This window comes from Streptomyces sp. NPDC002181, assembly GCF_042890485.1.
GTDB lineage: Bacteria > Actinomycetota > Actinomycetes > Streptomycetales > Streptomycetaceae > Streptomyces.
Window position 1 is genome coordinate 667,373 of record NZ_JBIASC010000001.1, and the last position, 20,330, is coordinate 687,702.

20 protein-coding genes are annotated in these 20,330 nt (G+C 71.7%); 3 read left to right on the forward strand and 17 right to left on the reverse strand.

The annotated features are described in order from the left end of the window. Window positions 1–116: 116 nt before the first annotated feature. Window positions 117–545: an ATP-binding protein gene (locus tag ACFYXV_RS03045; protein WP_385470921.1), complete on the forward strand. Its 429-nt coding sequence runs from the start codon at window positions 117–119 to the stop codon at window positions 543–545. A gap of 81 nt (window positions 546–626) precedes the next feature. Here ACFYXV_RS03045 and dapC read toward each other — a convergent pair whose 3' ends face one another. Both dapC and fdxA read right to left on the reverse strand, forming a co-directional pair. After that, window positions 627–1,724 (reverse strand): succinyldiaminopimelate transaminase, encoded by a 1,098-nt coding sequence (gene dapC / locus ACFYXV_RS03050; protein ID WP_385470919.1) that lies wholly within the window; start codon window positions 1,722–1,724, stop codon window positions 627–629. Window positions 1,725–1,833: 109 nt separating this feature from the next. Further along, the gene (gene fdxA / locus ACFYXV_RS03055) at window positions 1,834–2,163 is read right to left on the reverse strand and encodes a ferredoxin (protein ID WP_048475372.1); all 330 of its coding nucleotides are present in this window, start codon (window positions 2,161–2,163) and stop codon (window positions 1,834–1,836) included. Window positions 2,164–2,280: 117 nt separating this feature from the next. Between fdxA and ACFYXV_RS03060 the strand changes: the two genes are divergently transcribed. Together ACFYXV_RS03060 and ACFYXV_RS03065 are read left to right on the forward strand one after the other, a co-directional pair. Further along, the gene (locus ACFYXV_RS03060) at window positions 2,281–3,279 is read left to right on the forward strand and encodes a GNAT family N-acetyltransferase (RefSeq protein ID WP_385470917.1); all 999 of its coding nucleotides are present in this window, start codon (window positions 2,281–2,283) and stop codon (window positions 3,277–3,279) included. Further along, on the forward strand, window positions 3,276–4,067 hold the full coding sequence (locus ACFYXV_RS03065; protein ID WP_389381886.1) for a transglutaminase-like domain-containing protein: 792 nt from the start codon (window positions 3,276–3,278) through the stop codon (window positions 4,065–4,067). The genes ACFYXV_RS03060 and ACFYXV_RS03065 overlap by 4 nt, the downstream gene beginning before the upstream one ends. A 35-nt stretch (window positions 4,068–4,102) precedes the next feature. Here the strand turns inward: ACFYXV_RS03065 and ACFYXV_RS03070 are convergent, their stop codons facing one another. From ACFYXV_RS03070 to ACFYXV_RS03140, 15 genes are all read right to left on the reverse strand, one after another. Beyond that, the gene (locus ACFYXV_RS03070) at window positions 4,103–4,720 is read right to left on the reverse strand and encodes a DNA-binding response regulator (RefSeq protein ID WP_385470913.1); all 618 of its coding nucleotides are present in this window, start codon (window positions 4,718–4,720) and stop codon (window positions 4,103–4,105) included. Beyond that, entirely contained in the window at window positions 4,717–5,949 is a 1,233-nt protein-coding gene (locus ACFYXV_RS03075) for a sensor histidine kinase (RefSeq protein ID WP_385470911.1), read from the reverse strand. The genes ACFYXV_RS03070 and ACFYXV_RS03075 overlap by 4 nt, the downstream gene beginning before the upstream one ends. After that, a complete protein-coding gene (locus tag ACFYXV_RS03080; protein ID WP_382993588.1) occupies window positions 5,946–6,701 on the reverse strand; it encodes an ABC transporter permease in 756 nt (251 codons plus the stop codon). The genes ACFYXV_RS03075 and ACFYXV_RS03080 overlap by 4 nt, the downstream gene beginning before the upstream one ends. Then, window positions 6,701–7,657: an ABC transporter ATP-binding protein gene (locus ACFYXV_RS03085; RefSeq protein WP_385470908.1), complete on the reverse strand. Its 957-nt coding sequence runs from the start codon at window positions 7,655–7,657 to the stop codon at window positions 6,701–6,703. Before ACFYXV_RS03085 ends, ACFYXV_RS03080 begins: the two co-directional genes overlap by 1 nt. A gap of 177 nt (window positions 7,658–7,834) precedes the next feature. Beyond that, the gene (locus tag ACFYXV_RS03090; protein ID WP_389381887.1) at window positions 7,835–9,688 is read right to left on the reverse strand and encodes a hypothetical protein; all 1,854 of its coding nucleotides are present in this window, start codon (window positions 9,686–9,688) and stop codon (window positions 7,835–7,837) included. A 358-nt stretch (window positions 9,689–10,046) separates the two neighbouring features. Then, window positions 10,047–10,430 (reverse strand): DUF6113 family protein, encoded by a 384-nt coding sequence (locus tag ACFYXV_RS03095; protein ID WP_385470904.1) that lies wholly within the window; start codon window positions 10,428–10,430, stop codon window positions 10,047–10,049. Beyond that, window positions 10,427–11,353 (reverse strand): N-acetyl-1-D-myo-inositol-2-amino-2-deoxy-alpha-D-glucopyranoside deacetylase, encoded by a 927-nt coding sequence (gene mshB, locus ACFYXV_RS03100; protein WP_385470902.1) that lies wholly within the window; start codon window positions 11,351–11,353, stop codon window positions 10,427–10,429. The genes ACFYXV_RS03095 and mshB overlap by 4 nt, the downstream gene beginning before the upstream one ends. Before the next feature lie 32 nt (window positions 11,354–11,385). Then, window positions 11,386–11,580: a hypothetical protein gene (locus ACFYXV_RS03105; protein ID WP_030153401.1), complete on the reverse strand. Its 195-nt coding sequence runs from the start codon at window positions 11,578–11,580 to the stop codon at window positions 11,386–11,388. A 311-nt stretch (window positions 11,581–11,891) separates the two neighbouring features. Further along, window positions 11,892–12,923, reverse strand: coding sequence for an ABC transporter ATP-binding protein (locus ACFYXV_RS03110; RefSeq protein WP_385470900.1), 1,032 nt, complete (start codon window positions 12,921–12,923; stop codon window positions 11,892–11,894). Further along, the gene (locus ACFYXV_RS03115) at window positions 12,916–13,890 is read right to left on the reverse strand and encodes an ABC transporter ATP-binding protein (RefSeq protein WP_383493999.1); all 975 of its coding nucleotides are present in this window, start codon (window positions 13,888–13,890) and stop codon (window positions 12,916–12,918) included. The genes ACFYXV_RS03110 and ACFYXV_RS03115 overlap by 8 nt, the downstream gene beginning before the upstream one ends. Before the next feature lie 12 nt (window positions 13,891–13,902). After that, window positions 13,903–14,910: an ABC transporter permease gene (locus ACFYXV_RS03120; protein WP_383340103.1), complete on the reverse strand. Its 1,008-nt coding sequence runs from the start codon at window positions 14,908–14,910 to the stop codon at window positions 13,903–13,905. Next, window positions 14,903–15,826, reverse strand: coding sequence for an ABC transporter permease (locus tag ACFYXV_RS03125; protein WP_383340106.1), 924 nt, complete (start codon window positions 15,824–15,826; stop codon window positions 14,903–14,905). The genes ACFYXV_RS03120 and ACFYXV_RS03125 overlap by 8 nt, the downstream gene beginning before the upstream one ends. A gap of 30 nt (window positions 15,827–15,856) precedes the next feature. Beyond that, window positions 15,857–17,485 (reverse strand): ABC transporter substrate-binding protein, encoded by a 1,629-nt coding sequence (locus ACFYXV_RS03130; RefSeq protein WP_385470897.1) that lies wholly within the window; start codon window positions 17,483–17,485, stop codon window positions 15,857–15,859. A 107-nt stretch (window positions 17,486–17,592) separates the two neighbouring features. After that, window positions 17,593–18,558, reverse strand: coding sequence for a GNAT family N-acetyltransferase (locus ACFYXV_RS03135; protein WP_385470895.1), 966 nt, complete (start codon window positions 18,556–18,558; stop codon window positions 17,593–17,595). Between the two features lie 67 nt (window positions 18,559–18,625). After that, the gene (locus ACFYXV_RS03140; RefSeq protein WP_389381888.1) at window positions 18,626–20,245 is read right to left on the reverse strand and encodes an ABC transporter substrate-binding protein; all 1,620 of its coding nucleotides are present in this window, start codon (window positions 20,243–20,245) and stop codon (window positions 18,626–18,628) included. Window positions 20,246–20,330: the final 85 nt, after the last annotated feature.

Genomic DNA, 20,330 nt, shown 5'->3' on the forward strand with positions numbered 1-20,330 from the left:
TACCGCAGGCCGATTAAACGATGCGTTACCGATCCTTTACCCGGGGTCTCCGCAACTCCACCCGCCCCCCGAGCGGTTGTACACGGCGTACTCAGCCGCTACCGCTTAGGAGCATCATGTCCCTCCCCCTGACCCGCCGGATCGCCCGTACCGCGCTGCTGCTCGCAGCCGGGGCAGCTCCCGTGGTCGGTGCGGCCGGCGCGGCCAGCGCCGCGGACCTGGGGTCCGTGCCGCAGCTGGGCGCGCTCACCAGCCCGGACGCCGCCGGTCCCGCGGGCGACGTGGTCGGCACCGGTGAGGCGGCCGCCGCCGGCGCGACGGACACCGCCGCGAAGGCCGTGCCGAGCGCGCCCGCCGGGGTCACCGACGCCGCGACCGGCCTGCTCGGCGGGCTTCCGGCGGCCAAGGGCCTGCCGACCGACACCCTGCCCACCGGCTCGCTGCCGACCGGCGGCCTGCCGACCGACGCCCTCCCGACCGGCGGCCTGACCAACACGCTCCCCACCCAGGGGCTGCCGCTGGCCGGCCTCCCGCTGGGCGGCTGACCCGCCGCACGCGCAGGAACACCGAGGGGCCGGGAGCACGAACTCCCGGCCCCTCGGGCCGTTCACCGGTTCCGCCGCGGGTCAGGCGGCGAGGCGCTTGACCGCCGCTTCGACGCGCTCGTCCGTCGCCGTGAAGGCGACGCGGACGAACTCCGCGCCCGCCTCACCGTAGAAGTCGCCCGGCGCGACCAGGATGCCCAGCTCGGCGAGGTGGGCGACCGTGTCCCAGCACGCCTCGTCCCGGGTCACCCACAGGTACAGGCTGGCCTCGCTGTGCTCGACGCGGAAGCCGTGGGCCTCCAGCGCCGTGCGCAGCGCCTCGCGCCGCGCCGCGTAGCGCCCGCGCTGCTCCTCGACGTGCGCGTCGTCGCCGAGCGCGGCGACCGTGGCCGCCTGTACCGGCGCCGGGGTCATCATGCCGCCGTGCTTGCGGATCTCCAGCAGCTCGCCGAGCACCTCGGCGTCACCGGCGATGAACGCCGCCCGGTAGCCGGCCAGGTTGGAGCGCTTCGAGAGGGAGTGGACGGCGACGATGCCCTCGTACGAGCCGCCGCAGACGTCGTCGTGCAGGACGGAGACGGGCTCGGCCTCCCAGCCCAGCTCCAGGTAGCACTCGTCGCTGAAGAGCAGGATCCCGTGCTCGCGCGCCCAGGCCACGATCCGCACCAGGTCTTCCTTCGGGATGACCTTCCCGGTGGGGTTGGACGGCGAGTTGAGCCACAGCAGCTTCACGCCGGCCGGGTCGAGGTCCGCGGGGTCGTCATAGACGACCGCCTCGGCGCCGCACAGCCGCGCGCCCACCTCGTAGGTGGGGTACGCGAGCCGGGGGTACGCCACCTTGTCCCCGGCGCCCAGGCCCAGCTGGGTCGGCAGCCAGGCCACCAGCTCCTTGGAGCCGACGACCGGCAGGACGTTGCGGTGCGTGGCGGCGCTCGCGCCGAGGCGGCCCTTCAGCCAGCCGGTGATCGCGTCGCGCAGCGCGACGGTGCCCCACACCGTGGGGTAGCCCGGGGAGTCGGCGGCCGCGACGAGGGCGTCCCGGACCAGCTGCGGGACCGGGTCGACGGGAGTGCCGACGGACAGGTCGACGATGCCGTCCGGGTGGGCCGCCGCCGTCTTCTTGTACGGCTCCAGCTTGTCCCAGGGGAAGGCGGGAAGACGTGCGGATACTGCGGCCACGGTGTTCTCTGCTCTCTGCTGGTGCCGGCTGTACGGGCAAAACGGCTCGGTCCCGCGCGGCACGGGGGCCGTACGGGACCGAGGGGCGGTTCTGGGGGTACGACCGTCGTCAGTGACTCGGGTTGATGTCCGCCGGAAGCGCCGCGACGAAGGGGTGATCGCGCTCGATCAGGCCCAGCTTGGAGGCACCACCGGGCGAACCGAGCTCGTCGAAGAACTCGACGTTCGCCTTGTAGTAGTCCTTCCACTCTTCCGGAGTGTCGTCCTCGTAGAAGATGGCCTCGACCGGGCAGACCGGCTCACACGCACCACAGTCGACGCACTCGTCCGGGTGGATGTACAAGGACCGCTGGCCCTCGTAGATGCAGTCGACGGGGCACTCTTCGATGCATGCCTTGTCCTTGACGTCGACACAAGGCTCCGCGATGACGTAGGTCACGCTCTCGTTCCTCCTCGGTAGGGCTTTCCATATCGCGCGGGAGCGCGGCGTCGTCGATGCCCACGCCTAGTATCTCCGTTCCCGGGCACGATCCGAACAGGAGGGGCGGACAGAGCTGTGGAAATCACTGCCGGTGGGCTGCTGGAGATCCGTATCACCCCGGCTGACGTGGGTAAACGAGTCTCTGTACGACGGGTGGAGGGCGGGTCGAGCGGATCACCGTCCTTCATGGACACGGTAGGGGTTCTCACATCCTGGGACCAAGGTGTGCTGACGATCACACGAAAGAGCGGTGAGATCGTCCACATCTCGGAATCGTCGCTGGTGGCGGGCAAGATCGTGCCCCCGGCGCCGGCCCGGCGGCGGGGTCCCGCGGCCTCTTTCGAGGAGCTGGCGCGGGTCGGCGCACGGGCCTGGCAGCCGCTGGAGAGCGAGCCCCTGGGCGAGTGGACGCTGCGCGCGGCCGCCGGCTTCACCCGGCGGGCCAACTCCGTACTGCCGCTCGGCGACCCGGGGCTCCCCCTGGACGAAGCACTCGCGCGAGTGACGGCCTGGTACGCGGAACGTGAACTTCCGGCGTACGTGCAGACGGCGACGGGCGCCGTCGGCACGCAGGAGCTGCTGGGCGCGGAGCTGGAGCGCCGGGGCTGGGTGAACGAGGTGTCGGCGCAGGTGCGGATCGCCGCGCTGGCGCCGGTCGCGGACGTGGACACCGGTGCGACCGCCTCCGGGGTACGGCTGAGCCGGGTCCCGGACGAGGAGTGGCTCGGGATGTACGGGCGGGTCAAGGACCCGGAGGCGGCCCGGCGGGTGCTGGTGGCGGGGCCGTCGGTGTGGTTCGCGACGCTGCCCGGGCGCGCGATCGGGCGGCTGGTGGTGGACGGCCGGTGGGCCGGCTTCGCGGCGGTCGAGGTGGATCCGGAGCACCGGCGCGCAGGGCTGGGCACCGCGGTGATGGCGGTACTGGCCGGGCGGGCGCTGGAGGAGGGCGCGTCGGCGGCGTGGCTCCAGGTGGAGGCGGACAACGCGGGGGCGCTGGCGCTGTACGAGGGGCTGGGCTTCGCGACGCACCACGCGTACCACCACTTCCGGTTCCGGGCGGGGGCGGCGCGATGAGCGCGCAGTCGCGGGCGCGGTTCGCGGAGGAGGCCCGCTCGGAGCGTCCGGACCTGGCACTGCTGTGCCTGCTGCTGGCCGCGGAGGCGGACCCGGAGCTGGACGAACGGGCCATGGACTGGGCGCAGATCGAGCTGGACCGGCTGGCGGGGATGCTGCCGTACGGGCTGCGCGGCGGGAGGGCGTGGGCCTCGGCGGTGACCGAGCTGCTGGGCGGCCGGATGGGCTTCCACGGCACCAACGCGGACTACGACCGGCTGGCGTCCTCGCTGCTGCACGAGGTGCTGCGGCGGCGCCGGGGCCTGCCGATCCTCCTGTCCGTCGTCTGGCTGGAGGTCGCGCGGCGCGCGGGCGCGCCGGTGTACGGGCTGGGGCTGCCGGGCCACTTCGTGGTGGGGTTCGGGGATCCGGAGGAGGGCCTCGTCGTGGACCCGTTCGCCGGGGGTGCCTCGCTGGGGGCCGGGCCGGCGGAGCAGGCGGCCGAGCCGCGGACGCCCGCGCGGACGCTGGACATCGTGCTGCGGATCCTGAACAACATCAGGGCGTGGGCCTCGGCCCGGCCGGAGCACTCCGGAGTGGCGCTGTGGGCGCTGGAACTGTCGCTGCTGCTGCCCTCGCATCCGGCGTCGCTGCGGTACGAGCGGGCGAAGCTCCTGGTGGAGCGGGGGCAGTTCGCCTCCGGCGCCGCCGAGATGGAGTCCTACGCGCAGGTGGTCGACGCGATCGATCCGCCGGCCGCCGCCCGGATCCGGGGCGAGGCCCTGTCGGCTCGCGCACTGCTGAACTAGGGAGCGTCCTTCGGGTCACGGCGGGGCCGGACCGGCTACAGCCAGCCCTTCTCGCGGGCCACGCGTATGGCTTCCGCGCGGTTGCGGGCGGCCAGCTTCTGGATGGCCGTCGAGAGGTAGTTGCGGATCGTGCCCTGGGAGAGGTGGAGACGGGCCGCGAGTTCGGCGTTCGTGGCTCCGTCCTCGGCCGCGCGCAGGACCTCCCGCTCGCGGTCCGTCAGCGGGTTCGCGCCCTCCGCGAGGGCCGCCGCCGCCAGGGTGGGGTCGATGACGCGCTCGCCCGCCAGGACCTTGCGCACCGCGGCGGCCAGTTGGGCGGCCGGGGCGTCCTTCACCAGGAACGCCGAGGCCCCCGCCTCCATCGCCCCGCGCAGGTACCCGGGGCGGCCGAAGGTGGTCAGGACGACGATCTTGAGGTCCGGTACCGCGGTGCGCAGGGCCGCCGCCGCCTCGATGCCCGTCATGCCCGGCATCTCGATGTCGAGCAGCGCGACGTTCACGTCGTGTTCCCGGGCCGCCGGCACCACCTCGTCGCCGCGGGCGACTTGGGCCAGCACCTCGATGTCCGGCTCCAGTCCGAGGAGGGCCGCGAGGGCTTCCCGGACCATGGACTGGTCCTCCGCCAGGAGGATCCGGATGGGGCGTGTGGTCATGATCCCGATCCTAGGGGGACGCGGGCCAGCAGGCGGAAGCCCTTCTTGCCCGCGGATCCTGCCGACAGGGTTCCGCCCACCGCCTCCAGGCGTTCCGTGAGACCCGTCAGGCCGTTGCCCGCCACCGCCGTTCCGCCACCGCCGTCGTCGGCGACGGACAGCTCGACGATCCGTCCGGCCAGGGTCTGGAGGACCTCCAGGCGGACGGTGCACCGCTGCGCACCGCTGTGCCGGACCACGTTCGTCACCGCCTCGCGCAGCGACCAGGCCAGCGCCGATTCCACTTCCTCGGGGAGGTCCTCCACCGGTTCCGGCGGGAGGTCCGCGGCCACGCCGGCCGCCGTCAGCGCGGTGCGGGCGCCCGCCAGTTCGCCCGGCAGGGTCGGCCTCCGGTAGCCGCTCACGGCCTCCCGTACGTCGACCAGCGCCTGCCGGCTGACCTGTTCGATGTCCGCCACCTGCTGGGCGGCCTGCTCGGGGTGGTCCGGCAGCATCCGCCCCGCCAGCTCGCTCTTGAGCGTGATCAGGGACAGCGAGTGGCCGAGGAGGTCGTGCAGGTCCCGGGCCATCCTCAGCCGTTCCTCGTTCGCGGCGAGCTGCGCCACCGTGGCCCGCGCCTCGCGCAGTTCCATCGTCGTGCGGATCATCGCGCGGATGCCGACCATCGCGAACCCGCCCATCAGGGCCGGGATCAGCAGCCCGGCCAGGTACTCCTCGCCGCCCGGCACCGCGAAGGCGGTCAGCGCGAGCAGGGCGGTGGCGCCGGGCACCGTGAACCGGGAGATCTCCCCCGGCAGCGCGGCGCCGGAGGCGATCGCCACGTACACGAAGAGGACGAGCCATTCGCGTCCCAGGCTGAGCGAGAGGATCGTGGCCTGCGCGGAGAGGACCGCCACCGAGAGCAGCACGTGCCGCGTCTCGGTCTGCCGGGCGGTGCGGAAGACCAGGACCAGGTACCAGGCGACGAAGGCCACCAGGCCCAGGCCGCCGAGCAGCCGGGCTCCGAGGCTGTGTCCGCCGCTGACCAGGTCGGTGACGGGGGCGCTGAGGTAGAACAGCCAGACGCTGATCCACAGCGACTTCACCAGCTTCTGCCGGCGGTTCTCGGGGCGGAGCCCGACCCGGGGGCCGCCCTTCGTTCCCAGCAGGCCGGTCTCGGTCGTCGGCGCCGCCGCGCCGGTACCACCGGTCGCCCCCGTCGCACCCATCACGCTCGTCACACCCGTCACGCCTTCAGCGAGTCCTTGCGGTACAGCCAGGCGGCGGCACCGGTGAAGAGTACGAAGTAGACCGCCAGGATCGCCACGTCCTTCAGGTGGGGTGCGCCCCCGAGCTCGATGGCCTGGCCGAGGCCCGCGTAGGCACGGGTCGGCAGCCACTCGCAGATGTCCTGCAGCCACTGCGGGAAGTTCGCGGTCGGCATCCACAGGCCGCCGAGGATCGACAGGCCGAAGTAGAACAGCATCGTGATCGGGCGGACGGTGTCCCCGCTCGCCAGGTAGCCGATCGCCACGCCGAGGGCGGCGAAGACCAGGCTGCCCGCCCAGATGGAACCGGTCAGGGCGAGCCACTGCCAGGCGTCGAAGCGCACGCCCTTGACGACGGCGGCGACCGCGAACACGACGAGGATGGCGGGCAGCGAGAGCACGCCGGCGCTGGCGGTCTTGCCGAGGACGTAGCCGCGGCCGGGCAGGGCGGTCAGCCGCAGCTGGCGGACCCAGCCCTTCTCGCGCTCCTTGGCGATGCGCTCGCTGTTGCCCATCAGGACGGCGGTCAGCGCGCCGAAGGAGGCCATCGCGACCATGTAGAAGGCCGGCATGGTCAGTTCGGTGCCCATGACCTTCGTGGTGCCGCTCAGGGTGCCGCCGAGCATCAGGAACAGCGCGGCCGGGTAGAGGACGGTGAAGAACAGGTACTTCTTGTTGCGCAGGGCGCGGCTGATCTCCAGCTTGATGAGCTGGAGGGTTCCGGTGGTCGGCATTACTTGGCCTCCTCGGCCTCGGTGAGGGCGATGAAGGCCTGCTCCAGGCCCAGCCCGGCGACTTCCAGGTTCCGGGGGTAGAGCCCCAGCGCGTACACGGCGTGGACGGTGGCGTCGGCGTCGCGCGACTGGAGCCGGACCGTGTCGCCGCGGCGCTCGTACGAGGTCAGGCACGGCAGGGCGCGCAACGCCGTCTCGTCCACCGGGGCGTCCGCGGCCAGGTCGAAGGCGATCCGGCGGGCGCCGGCCCTCGCCTTGATCTCGGCGGCGGTGCCGTCGGCGAGCAGCCTGCCCTTGTTGAGGACCAGGACGCGGTCGGCGATCGCGTCGGCCTCTTCCAGGTAGTGGGTGGCGAACAGGACCGTGCGGCCCTGGGCGGCCTGCTCCCGCATCGTGGCCCAGAAGGCCTGGCGGGAGGTGACGTCCATGCCGGTGGTCGGCTCGTCCAGGACGATCAGGTCGTTGTGGCCGGCGGTGGCGAGGGCGAAGCGGACGCGCTGCTCCTGGCCGCCGGAGAGCTTGTTGACCATGCGGTCGGCGATCTCGCTGATGCCGGCGCGGCGGAGCACCTCCTCGACCGGGTGGCGGCGGGGGTGCAGGGCGCAGCCGAGGGCGACGATCTCCCGTACGGTGACGTCCTCCATCAGGCCGCCGCTCTGGAGCATCGCGCCGACCCGCCCGGCCGCGATGGCCTCGCGGGGCGTGGTGCCGAAGAGCCGGACGGTGCCGGAGTCGGCGGGGCGCAGGCCCAGCAGGAGGTCGAGGGTGGAGGACTTGCCGGCACCGTTGGGGCCGAGCAGCGCGACGGTCTCGCCGGGGTGGAGTTCGAGGGAGAGGCCGTCGACCGCGCGGACCGCGCCGTAGCTCTTGGTCACGTTTCGGAAGGCCACCACGGGGCCGGCGCCGGGGCCGGTGTCCTGCGCGGCGGCGGTGTGCGCCGGGGTCGTCGTCGTCATGACTGAAGATTCCCCCGTACGGGGGTGTGCGCGGCAGTGTCCGCCGTCGTGAACGGTGGATGACAGATGTCATGCCTACGGCATGACGGCCCCGGCGGCGGGCCCGGCCGCGGACGTGCGGGAGCCCCCGCCCGGAACGGGACGGGGGCTCCCGGCAACGGTCGCCGGCGGCGGTCGTCAGCTGCCGTTGGTGTTGATCGTGGCGGTCCGCTCGGCCGTGGTCTTGCCGCGCAGCGCCTGGCGCAGGGCGCCGACGACGTCCTGCGGGGTGACGGCCGTCTTCTCGCCCGTGCCGCGCATGATGAGGACGCCGTCGAAGGTGTTCCCGTATGTCGCCTTGAGCGCTTCCAGGTCGTACTTCTCGGTCAGGTGCCCGTCCACGACCTGCATGCTGAGGATCTTGGGCAGGGACTTGGGGCCGAAGGGGAGGGACTTGCCGCCCGCCTTGACGATGGCCACTCCGGACATCGCGGGCTCGGCGAACTCCTTCATGGCCCGGTCCAGTTCCGCCTGGTCGACGGCAGGGTTCTTGGTGGTGACCGGGAGTTCGAGCGGGGCGGTCTTGCCGGTGGCGACCAGCTCGCGGAAGGCCTTCTTGACCAGCTCGGCGGAGGCGCCCGCGTCCAGGGTGGTGCCGGGCTTGCCGGGGACCGCGACGGCCTTGCCCGTGTCGAAGGTGATGGTGCCCTCGGTGCCGGTTCCGGCGGTGCCGGCCAGCTCCTGGAGCGCGACCTGGAGCTTCTCCCCGTCGACCGGCAACTCGGCTTCCGCGATGCGCTCCTTGCCGAGGAGCGAGCCGATGACCGTGACGGGGTTGTAGTCGCTGCCCGCCGCGTTGCGCACGGTGGTCTGGGCGTCCAGGCTCAGGCCCGCCTTCTCGGGCTTGAGTTCGACCTGCTTGCCGCCGACGCTGAGCGTGAGCGGGGAGGCGGCGCGGTTGCCGAAGGCCGTCTGGAGCTTGCCGACCGCCTCGTCGCGGCTGCCGCTGATGTCGACGCCCATGACGGTGGTGCCCTTGGGGACGTCCGAGTGGTTGAGCAGCAGCCCGGCGCCGTAGGCCACGCCGAGCAGGGCGATGAGGCCGCTGCCGACGAGGACCAGCTTGGAGCGGCCCTTCTTGACCTTGGTCGGCGTCATGGAGGCCGGCTTCGGGCGCGCGGGGGCGGCCGCCGCCGGAGCGGGGACCGGCGTCGGGACGGGGGCCGGGCGCGGGCCCGGACCGCCCGGGGAGGGGATCGGCGGGAGCGGATCGTCCAGCTCGGGTCCGGGCCAGCCGGGGACCTGGTCGCCGCGCGGGCCGCCGACGGGGACGGAGCCGAGGGCGGGGCCGCCGGTGGGGCCCGCGGGGGCCCCGGTGGCGACCGGGCCGCCGTACGCGGGGAACGCCTCGGTGACGGGTCCCGCGTCGATGTCCGCGTAGCCGGAGTGGCCCAGGGGCGTGCCGACTCCGGGGCCGCCGGGCATCCGGGGGGCGGGCGGCGCCTCGTGACCGGGGCCCGGGCCGTGACCGGGGCCCGGGCCGTAGCCGGGGCCCGCCGGAGCGGGCGCGGGGGCCGTGCCCGGGGCGAAGCCCGGGCGGCGCGCGTCGAAGCCGGGGCCCGCCGGGGCGCCCGTACGGGGACCGGGGCCGGCCGGGCCGCCGGGCGCGAAGCCGGGGCCGGGACCGGGGCCGGGCGGCACGGGGCCGGGCCCGGCCGGCGTACGGGTGGGCAGCGCGGGCGCGGGACCGCCCGCGGCCGGGGTACGGGTCGGCAGCGCCGGGGCCGGGGCGGGCGCGGGGGCGGCCGACTTGCGCGGGGCGAACCAGTTGCTGGTCGCCTCCTCGGGCTCGGCGGCGGGCGCGGGCTCCGCCGCGGGCTGCTCGGCGGCGGCCTCGGCCTCCGGCTCCGCGTCGGCGGCCGCCGCCACCGGCTTGCGTACGACCACCGGCGGGATCGGCCGCGAACCCGGGATGTTGATCCGGATCCGGGTCGTCAGGGTGGTCTCGGTCTTCGGCCCGTCGGTGTCGGGCGTGGACGGGTTCGAGGTCACAGGGTTCTCCTCCGAGGCTGTCGCCGCACCAGGCCCGGGCGGCACAGGCAAGGACGGGTTCCGGCCGGTTCCATACGGCGGTGTACCCGAGGGGTAGGCGGCTCCACCGAGCCCTTGGGGCCCGGAGGACGAACTGTCGGTTTCACGACTCAAGGCAGGTTCTCCCGGTTGGCTCCGCCGCCCGCGTGCCGTGCGCGGGCAGCTCGGCGGCCCGACCACCATACTGGCCGGGGCCCTCGCGCAACTGTCCTAGAGGAATCAGGGGTTCCTCTTCAACCCCCTCGCGCCCTCTCCGAGCAGGTCGCGGGCGCCCGCCCAACCCCCGTGAACGCACACCTCGACCGAGTTCAACGGCACGTCACTTGCCGGACCGCGCGGCCGAAACCGGCCCCTCGAACGGGCCTCGGAGCGTGGCGCACATCACAGCCAGTACCGTCCCACCCAAAAGGTAGGCGTACATGCCGATTCCGGACGAACCGAGCAGGAAGTCCCCCTCGGGGCGCGGCACGCCGAGCACCACGTACGCGAGGAACCAGCCGAGCGCCCCCGCGCCCACGCCGAGACCGGTCCCGACGGCGATCCTGCCGCCGAGGAACAGCCCGAGGAGCGCCAGCAGTCCCAGCAGCAGCCCGGCGGGGAACCACAGGTCCACGACGAGCCAGCCGGCCGCGCCGGTGAGCAGGCCGGCGGCCAACAGGGCGAGCAGCGTGGCGATCCGCCCGGGGGTCAGCGAGGCGCTCATGCGTCCACCCCCGCGAACAGGTCGTGCTCGCGCGTGCCCGCCGGAGCTCCCGGCCGGCCCGCGACCAGTTCGTAGTACTCGCGGGCGAACAGCGGTTGCGCGAGGTCGTTGGAGAGGGCGAAGAAGGGCCCGTCCACGGCGATCTGGGTGGCGTGGGCGCGCATCGCGGCCGCCTTGGCCGCCACGAACGCCCCGTCGGCCCCGGCCCCGTGGGCCCCGGCCCCCTCGTCGCCGATCTCGGCGGTGATCCGCTCGTCGGCGACGACGCCGGGCACGTCGTCCGGCGAGGCGACCCCCGGGAAGGGGGTCTCGGCGCCGGCCGCCTTCAGCCGGGCGAAGCCCTCCTCGACCACCGAGCGCGGCACCCGGTTCCAGTAGATCTTCCCGATCCGCCACGGATCGCCGAGGTCCCGGCGGTACGTGGGCTCCGCGGCCAGCTCGGCGCCGCGCATCGCGACGCGGTGGGCCTGGATGTGGTCGGGGTGCCCGTACCCGCCGTCCGGGTCGTAGGTGACGAGCACTTGCGGGCGGACCTCTCTGATGACCCCGACGAGGTGCGCCGCGGCCTCGTCCACGTCGGTGGACCAGAAGGAACCGGGCCGGCGGTTCTGCTCGGCACCCATCATCCCGGAGTCCCGGAAGCGGCCGGGGCCGCCGAGGAACCGGTGGTCGGTGACGCCGAGTTCCGCCATGGCGTCGGCGAGCTCGCCGACGCGGTGGGGGCCCAGGGCGTCGTCGCGGTCGGGCGCCAGGTGGGCGAGGCCGGGCGGGATGACCTCGCCCTCCTCGCCCAGGGTGCAGGTCACGAGCGTGACGAGGGCACCCTCGGCCGCGTACTTGGCCATGGTGACGCCGTTGTTGATCGACTCGTCGTCCGGGTGCGCGTGCACGAGGAGCAGCCGACGGGCGGGAAGACCGTTCATGGGGCCAAGCCTACGATCAAGCGGCGGGCGTCCTACAGCTTGAGGCCGCTGATCATGCTGGCCACGTTCGTGGTCAGCTGGCTGAGGGTCGGCGCGATGGTCGAACTCGCCAGATAGAACCCGAGGAGCACACAGACGGCGGCGTGGCCCGCCTTCAGGCCCGACCGGCGGACCAGCAGGAAGACGACGATCGCCAGCAGCACCACGGCCGAGATCGAGAGTGCCACGGCGTTTCACCTCCACGTCGAGCGGACATCGGTACGCGTACTCGTACTCAGTGCTCGGCGGAGTACATACCCACCGTGCGCTACGGATCATAACTATCCGTACCAGCGCATCGATCGAATTCCGGCAGCACGAGGGGCGCACGCCGCGCATGCGCAGGGTCACGGGGGAGGCCGGCCGGGAAGGCCGTACGCCTCCCCGGCCGGCTGTCGGCACCCGCACGGCCGCACCCGGCCCAGGGTGCCCGCCCCAGATCTCGGGACAGATACGGTCAAGTTGCCCGCACGTAAACCGGGTTGGCGGGAAGGCGACCCTAACGGAGCGAATCCGCGCGGGGTGGCCGGATTTCGCCTGCGAAGTGACAGGCCGACGGATGGGCCGCCGGGCCGGAGGCGAACACCTCCGGAACGGCGAGCAACGGGACCTCGTCCGTGCAGCGCTGCTGCGCCTTCCAGCAGCGGGTGCGGAACGGGCAGCCGGACGGCGGATTGGCCGGCGAGGGCACGTCGCCGGTCAGGATGATCCGCTCGCGGTGGGCGCGCGCCCGCGGGTCCGGCACGGGTACGGCGGACAGCAGGGCCTGGGTGTACGGGTGGGTGGGGTGGTCGTAGATCTGGGTGTCGGTGCCGATCTCCACGACCCGGCCCAGGTACATCACGCCGACCCGGTCGGAGATGTGCCGCACGATCGAGAGGTCGTGCGCGATGAACACGTACGACAGGTCGAACTCGTTCTGGAGCCGCTCCAGCAGGTTGATCACCTGGGCCTGGACGGAGACGTCGAGTGCGGACACCGGCTCGTCCGCCACGATCACCTCCGGCCGCAGGGCGAGGCCTCGGGCGATGCCGATGCGCTGGCGCTGGCCGCCGGAGAACTGGTGCGGGTACCGGTTGATGTACTCCGGGTTCAGGCCCACCACGTCCAGGAGCTCCTGGACCTTGCGGCGCCGGTCGCCCTTGGGGGCCACCTCGGGGTGGATGTCGTACGGCTCCCCGATGATGTCGCCGACCGTCATGCGCGGGTTCAGCGAGGTGTACGGGTCCTGGAACACCATCTGGATGTTGCGGCGGACGGCCTTCAGCGCCCGCCCGGACAGCTTGGTGATGTCCTCGCCCTTGTACGAGATCGCACCGGCCGTCGGGCGTTCCAGGTTGACCAGCATCTTGGCGACGGTGGACTTGCCGCAGCCGGACTCGCCGACGATGCCGAGCGTCTCGCCGCGGGCGAGGCCGAAGGAGACCCCGTCGACGGCCTTGACCGCGCCGACCTGCTTCTTGAAGAGGATTCCCCGGGTCAGCGGGTAGTGCTTGACGAGGTCCTTGACCTCCAGGATGGTCTCAGCCACCGAGGCACTCCTTCCAGAAGAAGCACGCGCTGGCACGGTCCGGTCCCACCTGCGCGAGCGGCGGGACGTCGGTGCGGCAGACCGCCCGCGCCATCGGGCAGCGCGGGTTGAAGGCGCAGCCGGGCGGGATGGCCAGCAGGTTCGGCGGCAGCCCCTTGATGGCGTACAGCTCCTGGCCCTTCTGATCGAGGCGCGGGATGGAGTCGAGCAGGCCCCGGGTGTACGGATGCGCGGGCGCGGCGTAGATCTCGTGGACGGGGGCCGCCTCGACGATCCGGCCCGCGTACATGACGGCGATCTTGTCGGCGACGTCGGCGACCACGCCCAGGTCGTGGGTGATGAGGATCAGCCCCATGTTGAGCTCCCGCTGGAGCTCGGCGAGCAGGTCCATCACCTGCGCCTGGACGGTGACGTCGAGGGCCGTCGTCGGCTCGTCCGCGATGATGAGGGAGGGCTCCAGGGCCAGCGCCATCGCGATCATGATGCGCTGGCGCATGCCGCCCGAGAACTGGTGCGGGTAGTCCCCCACCCGCTCCCGGGCCGCCGGGATCTTCACCCGGTCCATCAGCTCGACGGCCTTGGCCTTGGCGGCCTTGCGGGACATCCCGCGGTGGACCTCGTACATCTCGCCGAGCTGCGCGCCCACGCTGAGCACCGGGTTCAGGGAGGACAGGGCGTCCTGGAAGATCATCGCCATGTCGGCGCCCCGGACCTTCCGCCGCTCCTCCTCCTTCATCTTGAGCAGGTCCTTGCCCTTGAAGAGGATCTCGCCGCCCGCGATCCGGCCCGGCGGGACGTCGAGGATGCCCATCACGGCCTGGGCGGTCACCGATTTGCCCGAGCCGGACTCGCCGAGCACGGCGAGCGTCTCGCCCTCGTCCACCGAGTAGTTGACGCCGTTGACGGCCTTGGCGACTCCGTCCCGCGTACGGAACTCCACATGGAGGTCGCGGACTTCGAGCAGCATGGTGCCCACTCCTCAGCGCAGTTTGGGGTCGAGGGCGTCGCGCACCGCGTCGCCGAGCATGATGAACGCGAGCACCGTCAGGCTCAGCGCGCCCGCCGGCCAGAGCAGCATGTGGGGGGCGTTGCGGATCTGCGAGGCCGCGTTGGAGATGTCGATGCCCCAGGAGACCGTGGGCGGACGCAGGCCGACCCCGAGGAAGGACAGGGTGGCCTCCAGGGCGATGTACGTGCCGAGCGCGATCGTGGCGACGACGATGACGGGCGCGATCGCGTTGGGCGCGACGTGGCGCAGCAGCATCCGGCCGTTGCCCGCGCCGAGCGCCCGGGCGGCCTGGACGTAGTCGTTCTGTTTGGCGGTGATGACGGAGCCGCGGCCGATGCGGGCGATCTGCGGCCAGCCGAGGAGCACGATGAAGCCGACGACCGGCCAGACGGTGGTGCTGGTGACCACCGAGAGGAAGACGAGGCCGCCGAGGACGACGGGGATGCCGAAGAAGATGTCGGCGACCCGGGAGAGCAGCGAGTCGCCCCAGCCGCCGAAGAACCCGGCGAGCCCGCCGAGGACCGAGCCGAGCAGGGCGGCGCCGAGGGTGGCGCAGACGCCGACGGTGATGGAGGCGCGGGCTCCGTAGACGGTGCGGGTGTAGACGTCGCAGCCCTGGGTGTCGTAGCCGAAGGGGTGTCCGGGCGAGGAGCCCTGCTGGGACTTGGACAGGTCGCACTGGAGCGGGTCGCCGCTCGCGATGAGCTGCGGCCAGATCGCGATGATCACCAGGAACAGGATCATCAGCGAGGAGATGATGAAGACGGGGTTGCGGCGCAGCTGGTGCCAGGCGTCGGACCACAGGGAGCGGGCCTTCTCCTGCGGGCCGGGCCCGGGCGGCTGGTCGCCCAGCGCCTTCTCCAGGCTCTCGGCCTCGTCCAGCGCCAGATCCATGGGCCCGCCCTGGCCGGTGGGGGCGATGGCCTCTCCCTTTCCGGGTTCCAATGGGTCGTAGAGGGGCTCGCTGCGCTCAGGCATAACGGATCCTCGGGTCCAGGACCGCGTAGAGCAGGTCGACGAGCAGGTTCGCCAGCAGGAACACGATGACGAGAATGGTCACGAAGCCGACCACCGTCGGGGAGTTGTTGCGCAGGATGCCCTGGTAGAGCTGGTATCCGACGCCGTGGATGTTGAAGATCCGCTCGGTGACGATGGCGCCGCCCATCAGGGCGCCGATGTCGGTGCCGATGAAGGTGACGACGGGGATGAGCGAGTTGCGCAGCAGGTGGCGGGTGACGACCCGGCGGCGCGGCAGGCCCTTGGCGACGGCGGTGCGCACGTAGTCCGCCTTCACGTTCTCGGCGATGGAGGTGCGCGAGAGCCGGGTGACGTAGGCGAGCGAGACCAGCGCGAGGACGATGCCGGGCAGGATCAGCTCGTTGAAGGGGGCGTCCGGGGAGACGGTGGGCCTGACCCAGCCCCATTTGACGCCGAAGAGGTACTGGAGCAGATAGCCCGTCACGAACGTCGGAACGGAGATCACGACGAGCGTGAGCACCAGCACCGTGGTGTCGACGGACTTGCCCCGGCGCAGGCCGCTGACCACGCCGAGGGTGATGCCGATGACGATCTCGAAGAAGATCGCGACGATCGTCAGGCGCAGGGTGACGGGGAAGGCCGAGGCCATCAGCTCGGTGACGGGCTGCCCGTTGAAGGCCGTGCCGAAGTCGCCCTGGAAGATCTGGCCCATGTAGTGCAGGTACTGCTCCCACAGGGGCCGGTCGAGGTAGAGGTCCTTGCGGATGCGCGCGGCGGTGGCGGGGTCGGGCGCCTTGTCGCCGAAGAGGGCGGCGACGGGGTCGCCGAGCGCGTACACCATGAAGAAGATCAGGAACGTGCTGCCGATGAACACCGGGATCATCTGGAGCAGCCGCCGGATCACATACCGTCCCATGGACTGCTCCAGGATCGATCCGACAGGGGGTCAGCTGACCTTGATCTCGTTGTAGACGGGGACGCTGAACTGGTTGAGCGCCACGTCGGAGAGCCGCTCGGCGTAGCCCGCGCTGCCGTTCTGGTACCAGAGCGGGATGGAGGGCATCTGCGTGACGAGGATCTTCTCGGCGTCCTGGAACTTGCCGATGGCCTTGGCCGCGTCGCTCTCCTGGTTGGCCTCGTCGACGAGCTTGTCGAACTCCGGGTTGCTGAACTTCCCGTAGTTGGAGGAGGCGCCGGTGTAGTAGAGCGGCTGGAGGAAGTTCTGGATGAGCGGGTAGTCGGCCTGCCAGCCGGAGCGGAAGGGGCCGGTCAGCTTGAAGGAGCTCTGCTGGTTGCGGAAGTCGGCGAAGGTGCCGATCGGGTTGACCGTGCAGACCGGGCCTTCGCCGATCGCGTTGTTGATGCTGTTGCAGACGGCGTCCATCCAGTCGCGGTGCGAGCCGGTGTCCACGTTGGAGGTCAGGGTGACCTTGCCGCCGGGGAGCCCGCCGGCGTCCTGGATGAGCTTCTTGGCCGCGGCCGGGTCGTACTTGCAGGCGTCGCCGCAGAGCGTGGCGCTGAAGCCGCCCTTCTCGCCGAGGGCCGGGGAGGTCCAGTCCTTGGCCGGAGTGCGAGTCTCGCGGAAGATCTGCTTGGTGATCTCGTCGCGGTTGATGGCCATCGAGATGCCGCGGCGGACGTTCTCCATGCCCTCCTTGCCCCACTGCGGGTCGTACAGCGGGAAGGTGAGGGTCTGGATGATGAGGGCCGGCTGGTTGATGTACCGGTCGCCGAGGTCGTTCTTGACGTTCTTCAGCTGCTGGGCGGGGACGTCGTCGACGAGGTCGAGGTTTCCTGAGATCAGGTCCGTGTAGGCGGTGTTGTTGTCGGTGTAGACCTTGAGGTCGACCCCGCTGTTCAGCGCCTTGTCCTCGCCCGGGTAGCCGTCCCAGGTGCGCAGCTTCATGCCGGTGCCCTTGGTGTACGAGTCCACCGTGTACGGGCCGTTGCCGATCGGCTTGTTCAGCCAGCCGGCGTGGTCGGTGAAGAAGGCCTTGGGCAGCGGGGAGAAGGCCTGGTAGCCGAGGGTCTCGGGCCAGGTGGAGAACTTGTTCTTCAAGGCGACGGTGAAGGTCTTGGGGTCCTTGACGACCAGCCCGGACATCGTCTTGGCCTTGGGCTCTCCGGAGGCGGGGTGGAGGGCCTCGTAGCCGACGATGTCGGAGAAGAACGGCGAGTTGTTCTGCTTGTTGCGCACGTCCGCGCCGTAGTTCCAGGCGTCCACGAAGGACTGCGCGGTGACCGGCTCGTCGTTGCTGAACTTCCAGCCGTCCTTCAGCGTGATGGTGAAGTTCTGGCTGTCGGTCGTCTCGATCTTCTCGGCGAGCATGTTCTTGGCCTCGCCGGTCTTCGGGTCGTACCGCTTGAGGCCCCGGAAGATCATGTCGAGGACCTTGCCGCCCTGCACCTCGTTGGTGTTGGCCGGCTCCAGCGGGTTCTGCGGGTCACCCCAGGAGGAGCTGACGACTCCCGCGCCACCGCCGCCCCCGCCGCTGTCGCTACCGCCGCAGGCCGTCGCCGCGAGGGCGACGGCAACCGCACATGCGGCCCACTTGGCGTGGGTGGCTCCGCGCATGGAGTGCCTCCTATGGCTCCCAAGACTCACTTAGGGCCCAATGTCACCCTATGTGGGGGCCGTAACACTCCTGGTTGGACCGATTGCACCCTCGCGTCCCGCGCCTGTCACCCGCGCGAGTGCAAACTCAGCTCCCAGGTGTCCACCGCGTAGTGCCGGCTCATGCCGTGGGCCTCGTAGAGCGCGAGCGCCCCGGTTTCGTTGCGGGTATCGACGCCGAGGCCGACGGTGTCCCGGCCGCGGGCCGCGTACGTGGCGAAGGCGTGGCGCAGGAGGTGGCCGCCGATGCCCCGGCCGCGCAGGTCGGCGCGGACGCCGAGGTGGTTCACCCAGGCCATGCTGGTGCGGTCGTCGCGGGTCAGCAGGACGCCCGCGTCCCCGGATCCCGGCAGGCTCGCGATCCAGACCAGCGACCAGTCGAGGCCGCGGGCGTCGAGGTGGTCGAGCCAGGCCTCGTACGGGCGGTCCACATGGCCGAAGTGGGCGGCGAAGGTCTCCTCGACGAGGGCGTGGACCCGGCGGCGGTCGGCCTCGTCGCCGGCGCAGTCGCGCAGGACGAGCCCCTCGGGCGCGGCGGGCGGCGGGTCGGCCGCCGGGGACAGGGACCGGGTCATCACGTGGTAGCGGCGTACGGTGCGGTAGCCGCGGCCGGGCAGCACGTCGCGGTCGAGCACGGGCTTCGTGTTGAGCTGGAGCCGCATGACGGCGCCCGGAGCCCCGGCGGCGAGCTCGCGGGCCCGGGTCTCCATCAGCTCCAGCAGCCGGACGGCGGCGGCGCGGTGACCGGGCAGCACGTAGTGGTCGGCGTCGACCCTGCCGGGCCCGGAGTCGGTCCACACTTGGGCCCAGGCCACGAGCCGGCCGCCCTCGAAGGCCAGCCAGGAGTCCTTGGCCAGGTCGATGTCGGGGTGGTGGAGGTCGGCCTCGACGGCGGCGAGGTCGGTCTCGGGCCTGCCGATCTCCAGGACGTCGACGGCGTTGAGGAGGGCGCAGATGTCGGACGCGTCCCCGGGCCCCGCGGACCGTACGGTCAGCGTGCTCCGGCCCCGGCGGTCGTACGGTGTCGCGGTCATCCGCTCACTCTCCGCTCGCCGGTCGGGCCCCCGCAACTCCTTTCCGGCGCGGCCCTCCGCCGGAGCGTCAGTTGAGTTCGACGTGTGCCAGGTCCATGCGTCCCTGGGCGTCCACGCCGACGTTCTTCACGGTCTTGGAGTAGGCCACGGCGGACATGTAGGTGAAGACAGGGATGTACGGGAGGTCCCTGATCACGATGTCGTCGGCCTGCTGGTAGAGCGTCAGGCTCTCGGCCGGGTCGGTCGCCCGGTCGGCCGCGGCGAGGACGGACTCGAACGCGTCGCTCCCGTAGCGGCCGAAGTTGGAGCCGTTCGCGATGGCCTCCTTCGAGAAGACCGGGCGCAGGTAGTTCTCCGCCGCCGGGTAGTCCATGGCCCAGCCCATGCGGAAGGCCCCCTTGAACTTCCCGGACTTCACGTCGTCGACCAGGGCTCCGGCGCTCTGGAACGGCTTCACGGTGACGTCGAGGCCGAGGTTCGCCCGCAACTGCGCGGCGACGGCCTCGATCCACTCCTTGTGGCCGCCGTCGTCGTTGTAGCCGAGTTCCAGCTTGTTGCCGGGGATGCCGCCGGCCTGCTCGAACAGCGCCTTCGCCCTGATCGGGTCGTACATGCCGGCCTCACCCAGGGCGCCCCGGCGGTAGCCGGGCACGATCGGGCTGATGAAGTCGTCGGCGGGCTTGCGGGTCCCCCGGAAGATCTTCTTGCAGATGGCGTCCCGGTCGATGGCCATCGAGATCGCCTTGCGGATCTCGGCCTTGCCGAAGGCCTCGGGGTTGGTCTCCAGCGGGAGGCCGATGTAGCCGACGGACGCCTCCGGCTTGTAGATGTAGCGGTCGCCGAACTCCTCCGAGACGGTGTCGAGCGCGGAGACCGGCAGCTTGTCGGTGATCTGCACGGCGTTCTTGTGCAGGTCGCCGTAGGCGGCGTCCAGGTTGTCGTAGATCTTGAAGGTCACGGAGTCCAGCTTGGCGCGGCCCTCGGCCGGGTACTTGTCGTACTTCTTGACCTTGATCTGCTTGTCGTGCTCCCAGGTGCCGTCCATCCGGAACGGGCCGTTTCCGATCGGGGCCTGGCCGAACCCCTTCGGGTCCGCCTCGAACGCCTTGGGCAGCGGATAGAAGGCGTCGTACCCCAGCATGGTCCGGAACTGGGAGAACGGTGCCTTCAGGGTGACGGTGAAGGTCCTGTCGTCGATGACCCGCAGACCCCGCAGCTCCTTGGCGGTGGGCGTCCTGCCCTTGCCCGGCGCCAGCTCCTCCGAGCCCTCGATCTTCGAGAAGAAGCCCATCGCCTCGGCGGTGTTCTCCTGGTTGGCACCCCAGTTCCAGGCACGGACGAAGGACTGTGCGTCGACCTTCTCGCCGTTGTGGAACGTGAACCCGTCCTTGATCCTGATCGTCCAGGTCTTCGAGTCCGCGGAGTCGACGGACTCGGCGATCGCCAGCTTCGGCTCGCTGGTCTTCGTGTCGTACGTGACCAGGCCGGTGAAGAGCGCGTGCAGGACCTCGGCGCCCTCGGTCTCGGCGGTCTCCTGCCCCACGAGCCCGTGCCTCGGCTCGCCGAGCACGACGGTGATGTGCCCGCCGGTCCTGGCGGTCTGCGCGTCCTCGCCGGCGCCGCACGCCGTGGCGGCCATCGCCACCACGACGGCACCGCCGATCCACTGGGCGCTCGCTGCGCGCATGGGTACTGCCTCCTCGGACTCACCGTCTATGGGGCGGAAAACGGACGGGGCCCAGCCGGGATCGGCTGGGCCCCGTCCGGTCTTC

Coding starts and splice junctions, on each gene's coding strand:
- ACFYXV_RS03120 (WP_383340103.1), bottom strand. CDS start 14,910: ATGCCTGAGCGCAGCGAGCCCCTCTACGACCCATTGGAACCCGGAAAG.
- ACFYXV_RS03065 (WP_389381886.1), top strand. CDS start 3,276: ATGAGCGCGCAGTCGCGGGCGCGGTTCGCGGAGGAGGCCCGCTCGGAG.
- mshB (WP_385470902.1), bottom strand. CDS start 11,353: ATGAACGGTCTTCCCGCCCGTCGGCTGCTCCTCGTGCACGCGCACCCG.
- ACFYXV_RS03085 (WP_385470908.1), bottom strand. CDS start 7,657: ATGACGACGACGACCCCGGCGCACACCGCCGCCGCGCAGGACACCGGC.
- ACFYXV_RS03125 (WP_383340106.1), bottom strand. CDS start 15,826: ATGGGACGGTATGTGATCCGGCGGCTGCTCCAGATGATCCCGGTGTTC.
- ACFYXV_RS03115 (WP_383493999.1), bottom strand. CDS start 13,890: ATGCTGCTCGAAGTCCGCGACCTCCATGTGGAGTTCCGTACGCGGGAC.
- ACFYXV_RS03070 (WP_385470913.1), bottom strand. CDS start 4,720: ATGACCACACGCCCCATCCGGATCCTCCTGGCGGAGGACCAGTCCATG.
- ACFYXV_RS03135 (WP_385470895.1), bottom strand. CDS start 18,558: ATGACCGCGACACCGTACGACCGCCGGGGCCGGAGCACGCTGACCGTA.
- ACFYXV_RS03140 (WP_389381888.1), bottom strand. CDS start 20,245: ATGCGCGCAGCGAGCGCCCAGTGGATCGGCGGTGCCGTCGTGGTGGCG.
- ACFYXV_RS03095 (WP_385470904.1), bottom strand. CDS start 10,430: ATGAGCGCCTCGCTGACCCCCGGGCGGATCGCCACGCTGCTCGCCCTG.
- ACFYXV_RS03080 (WP_382993588.1), bottom strand. CDS start 6,701: ATGCCGACCACCGGAACCCTCCAGCTCATCAAGCTGGAGATCAGCCGC.
- ACFYXV_RS03130 (WP_385470897.1), bottom strand. CDS start 17,485: ATGCGCGGAGCCACCCACGCCAAGTGGGCCGCATGTGCGGTTGCCGTC.
- ACFYXV_RS03045 (WP_385470921.1), top strand. CDS start 117: ATGTCCCTCCCCCTGACCCGCCGGATCGCCCGTACCGCGCTGCTGCTC.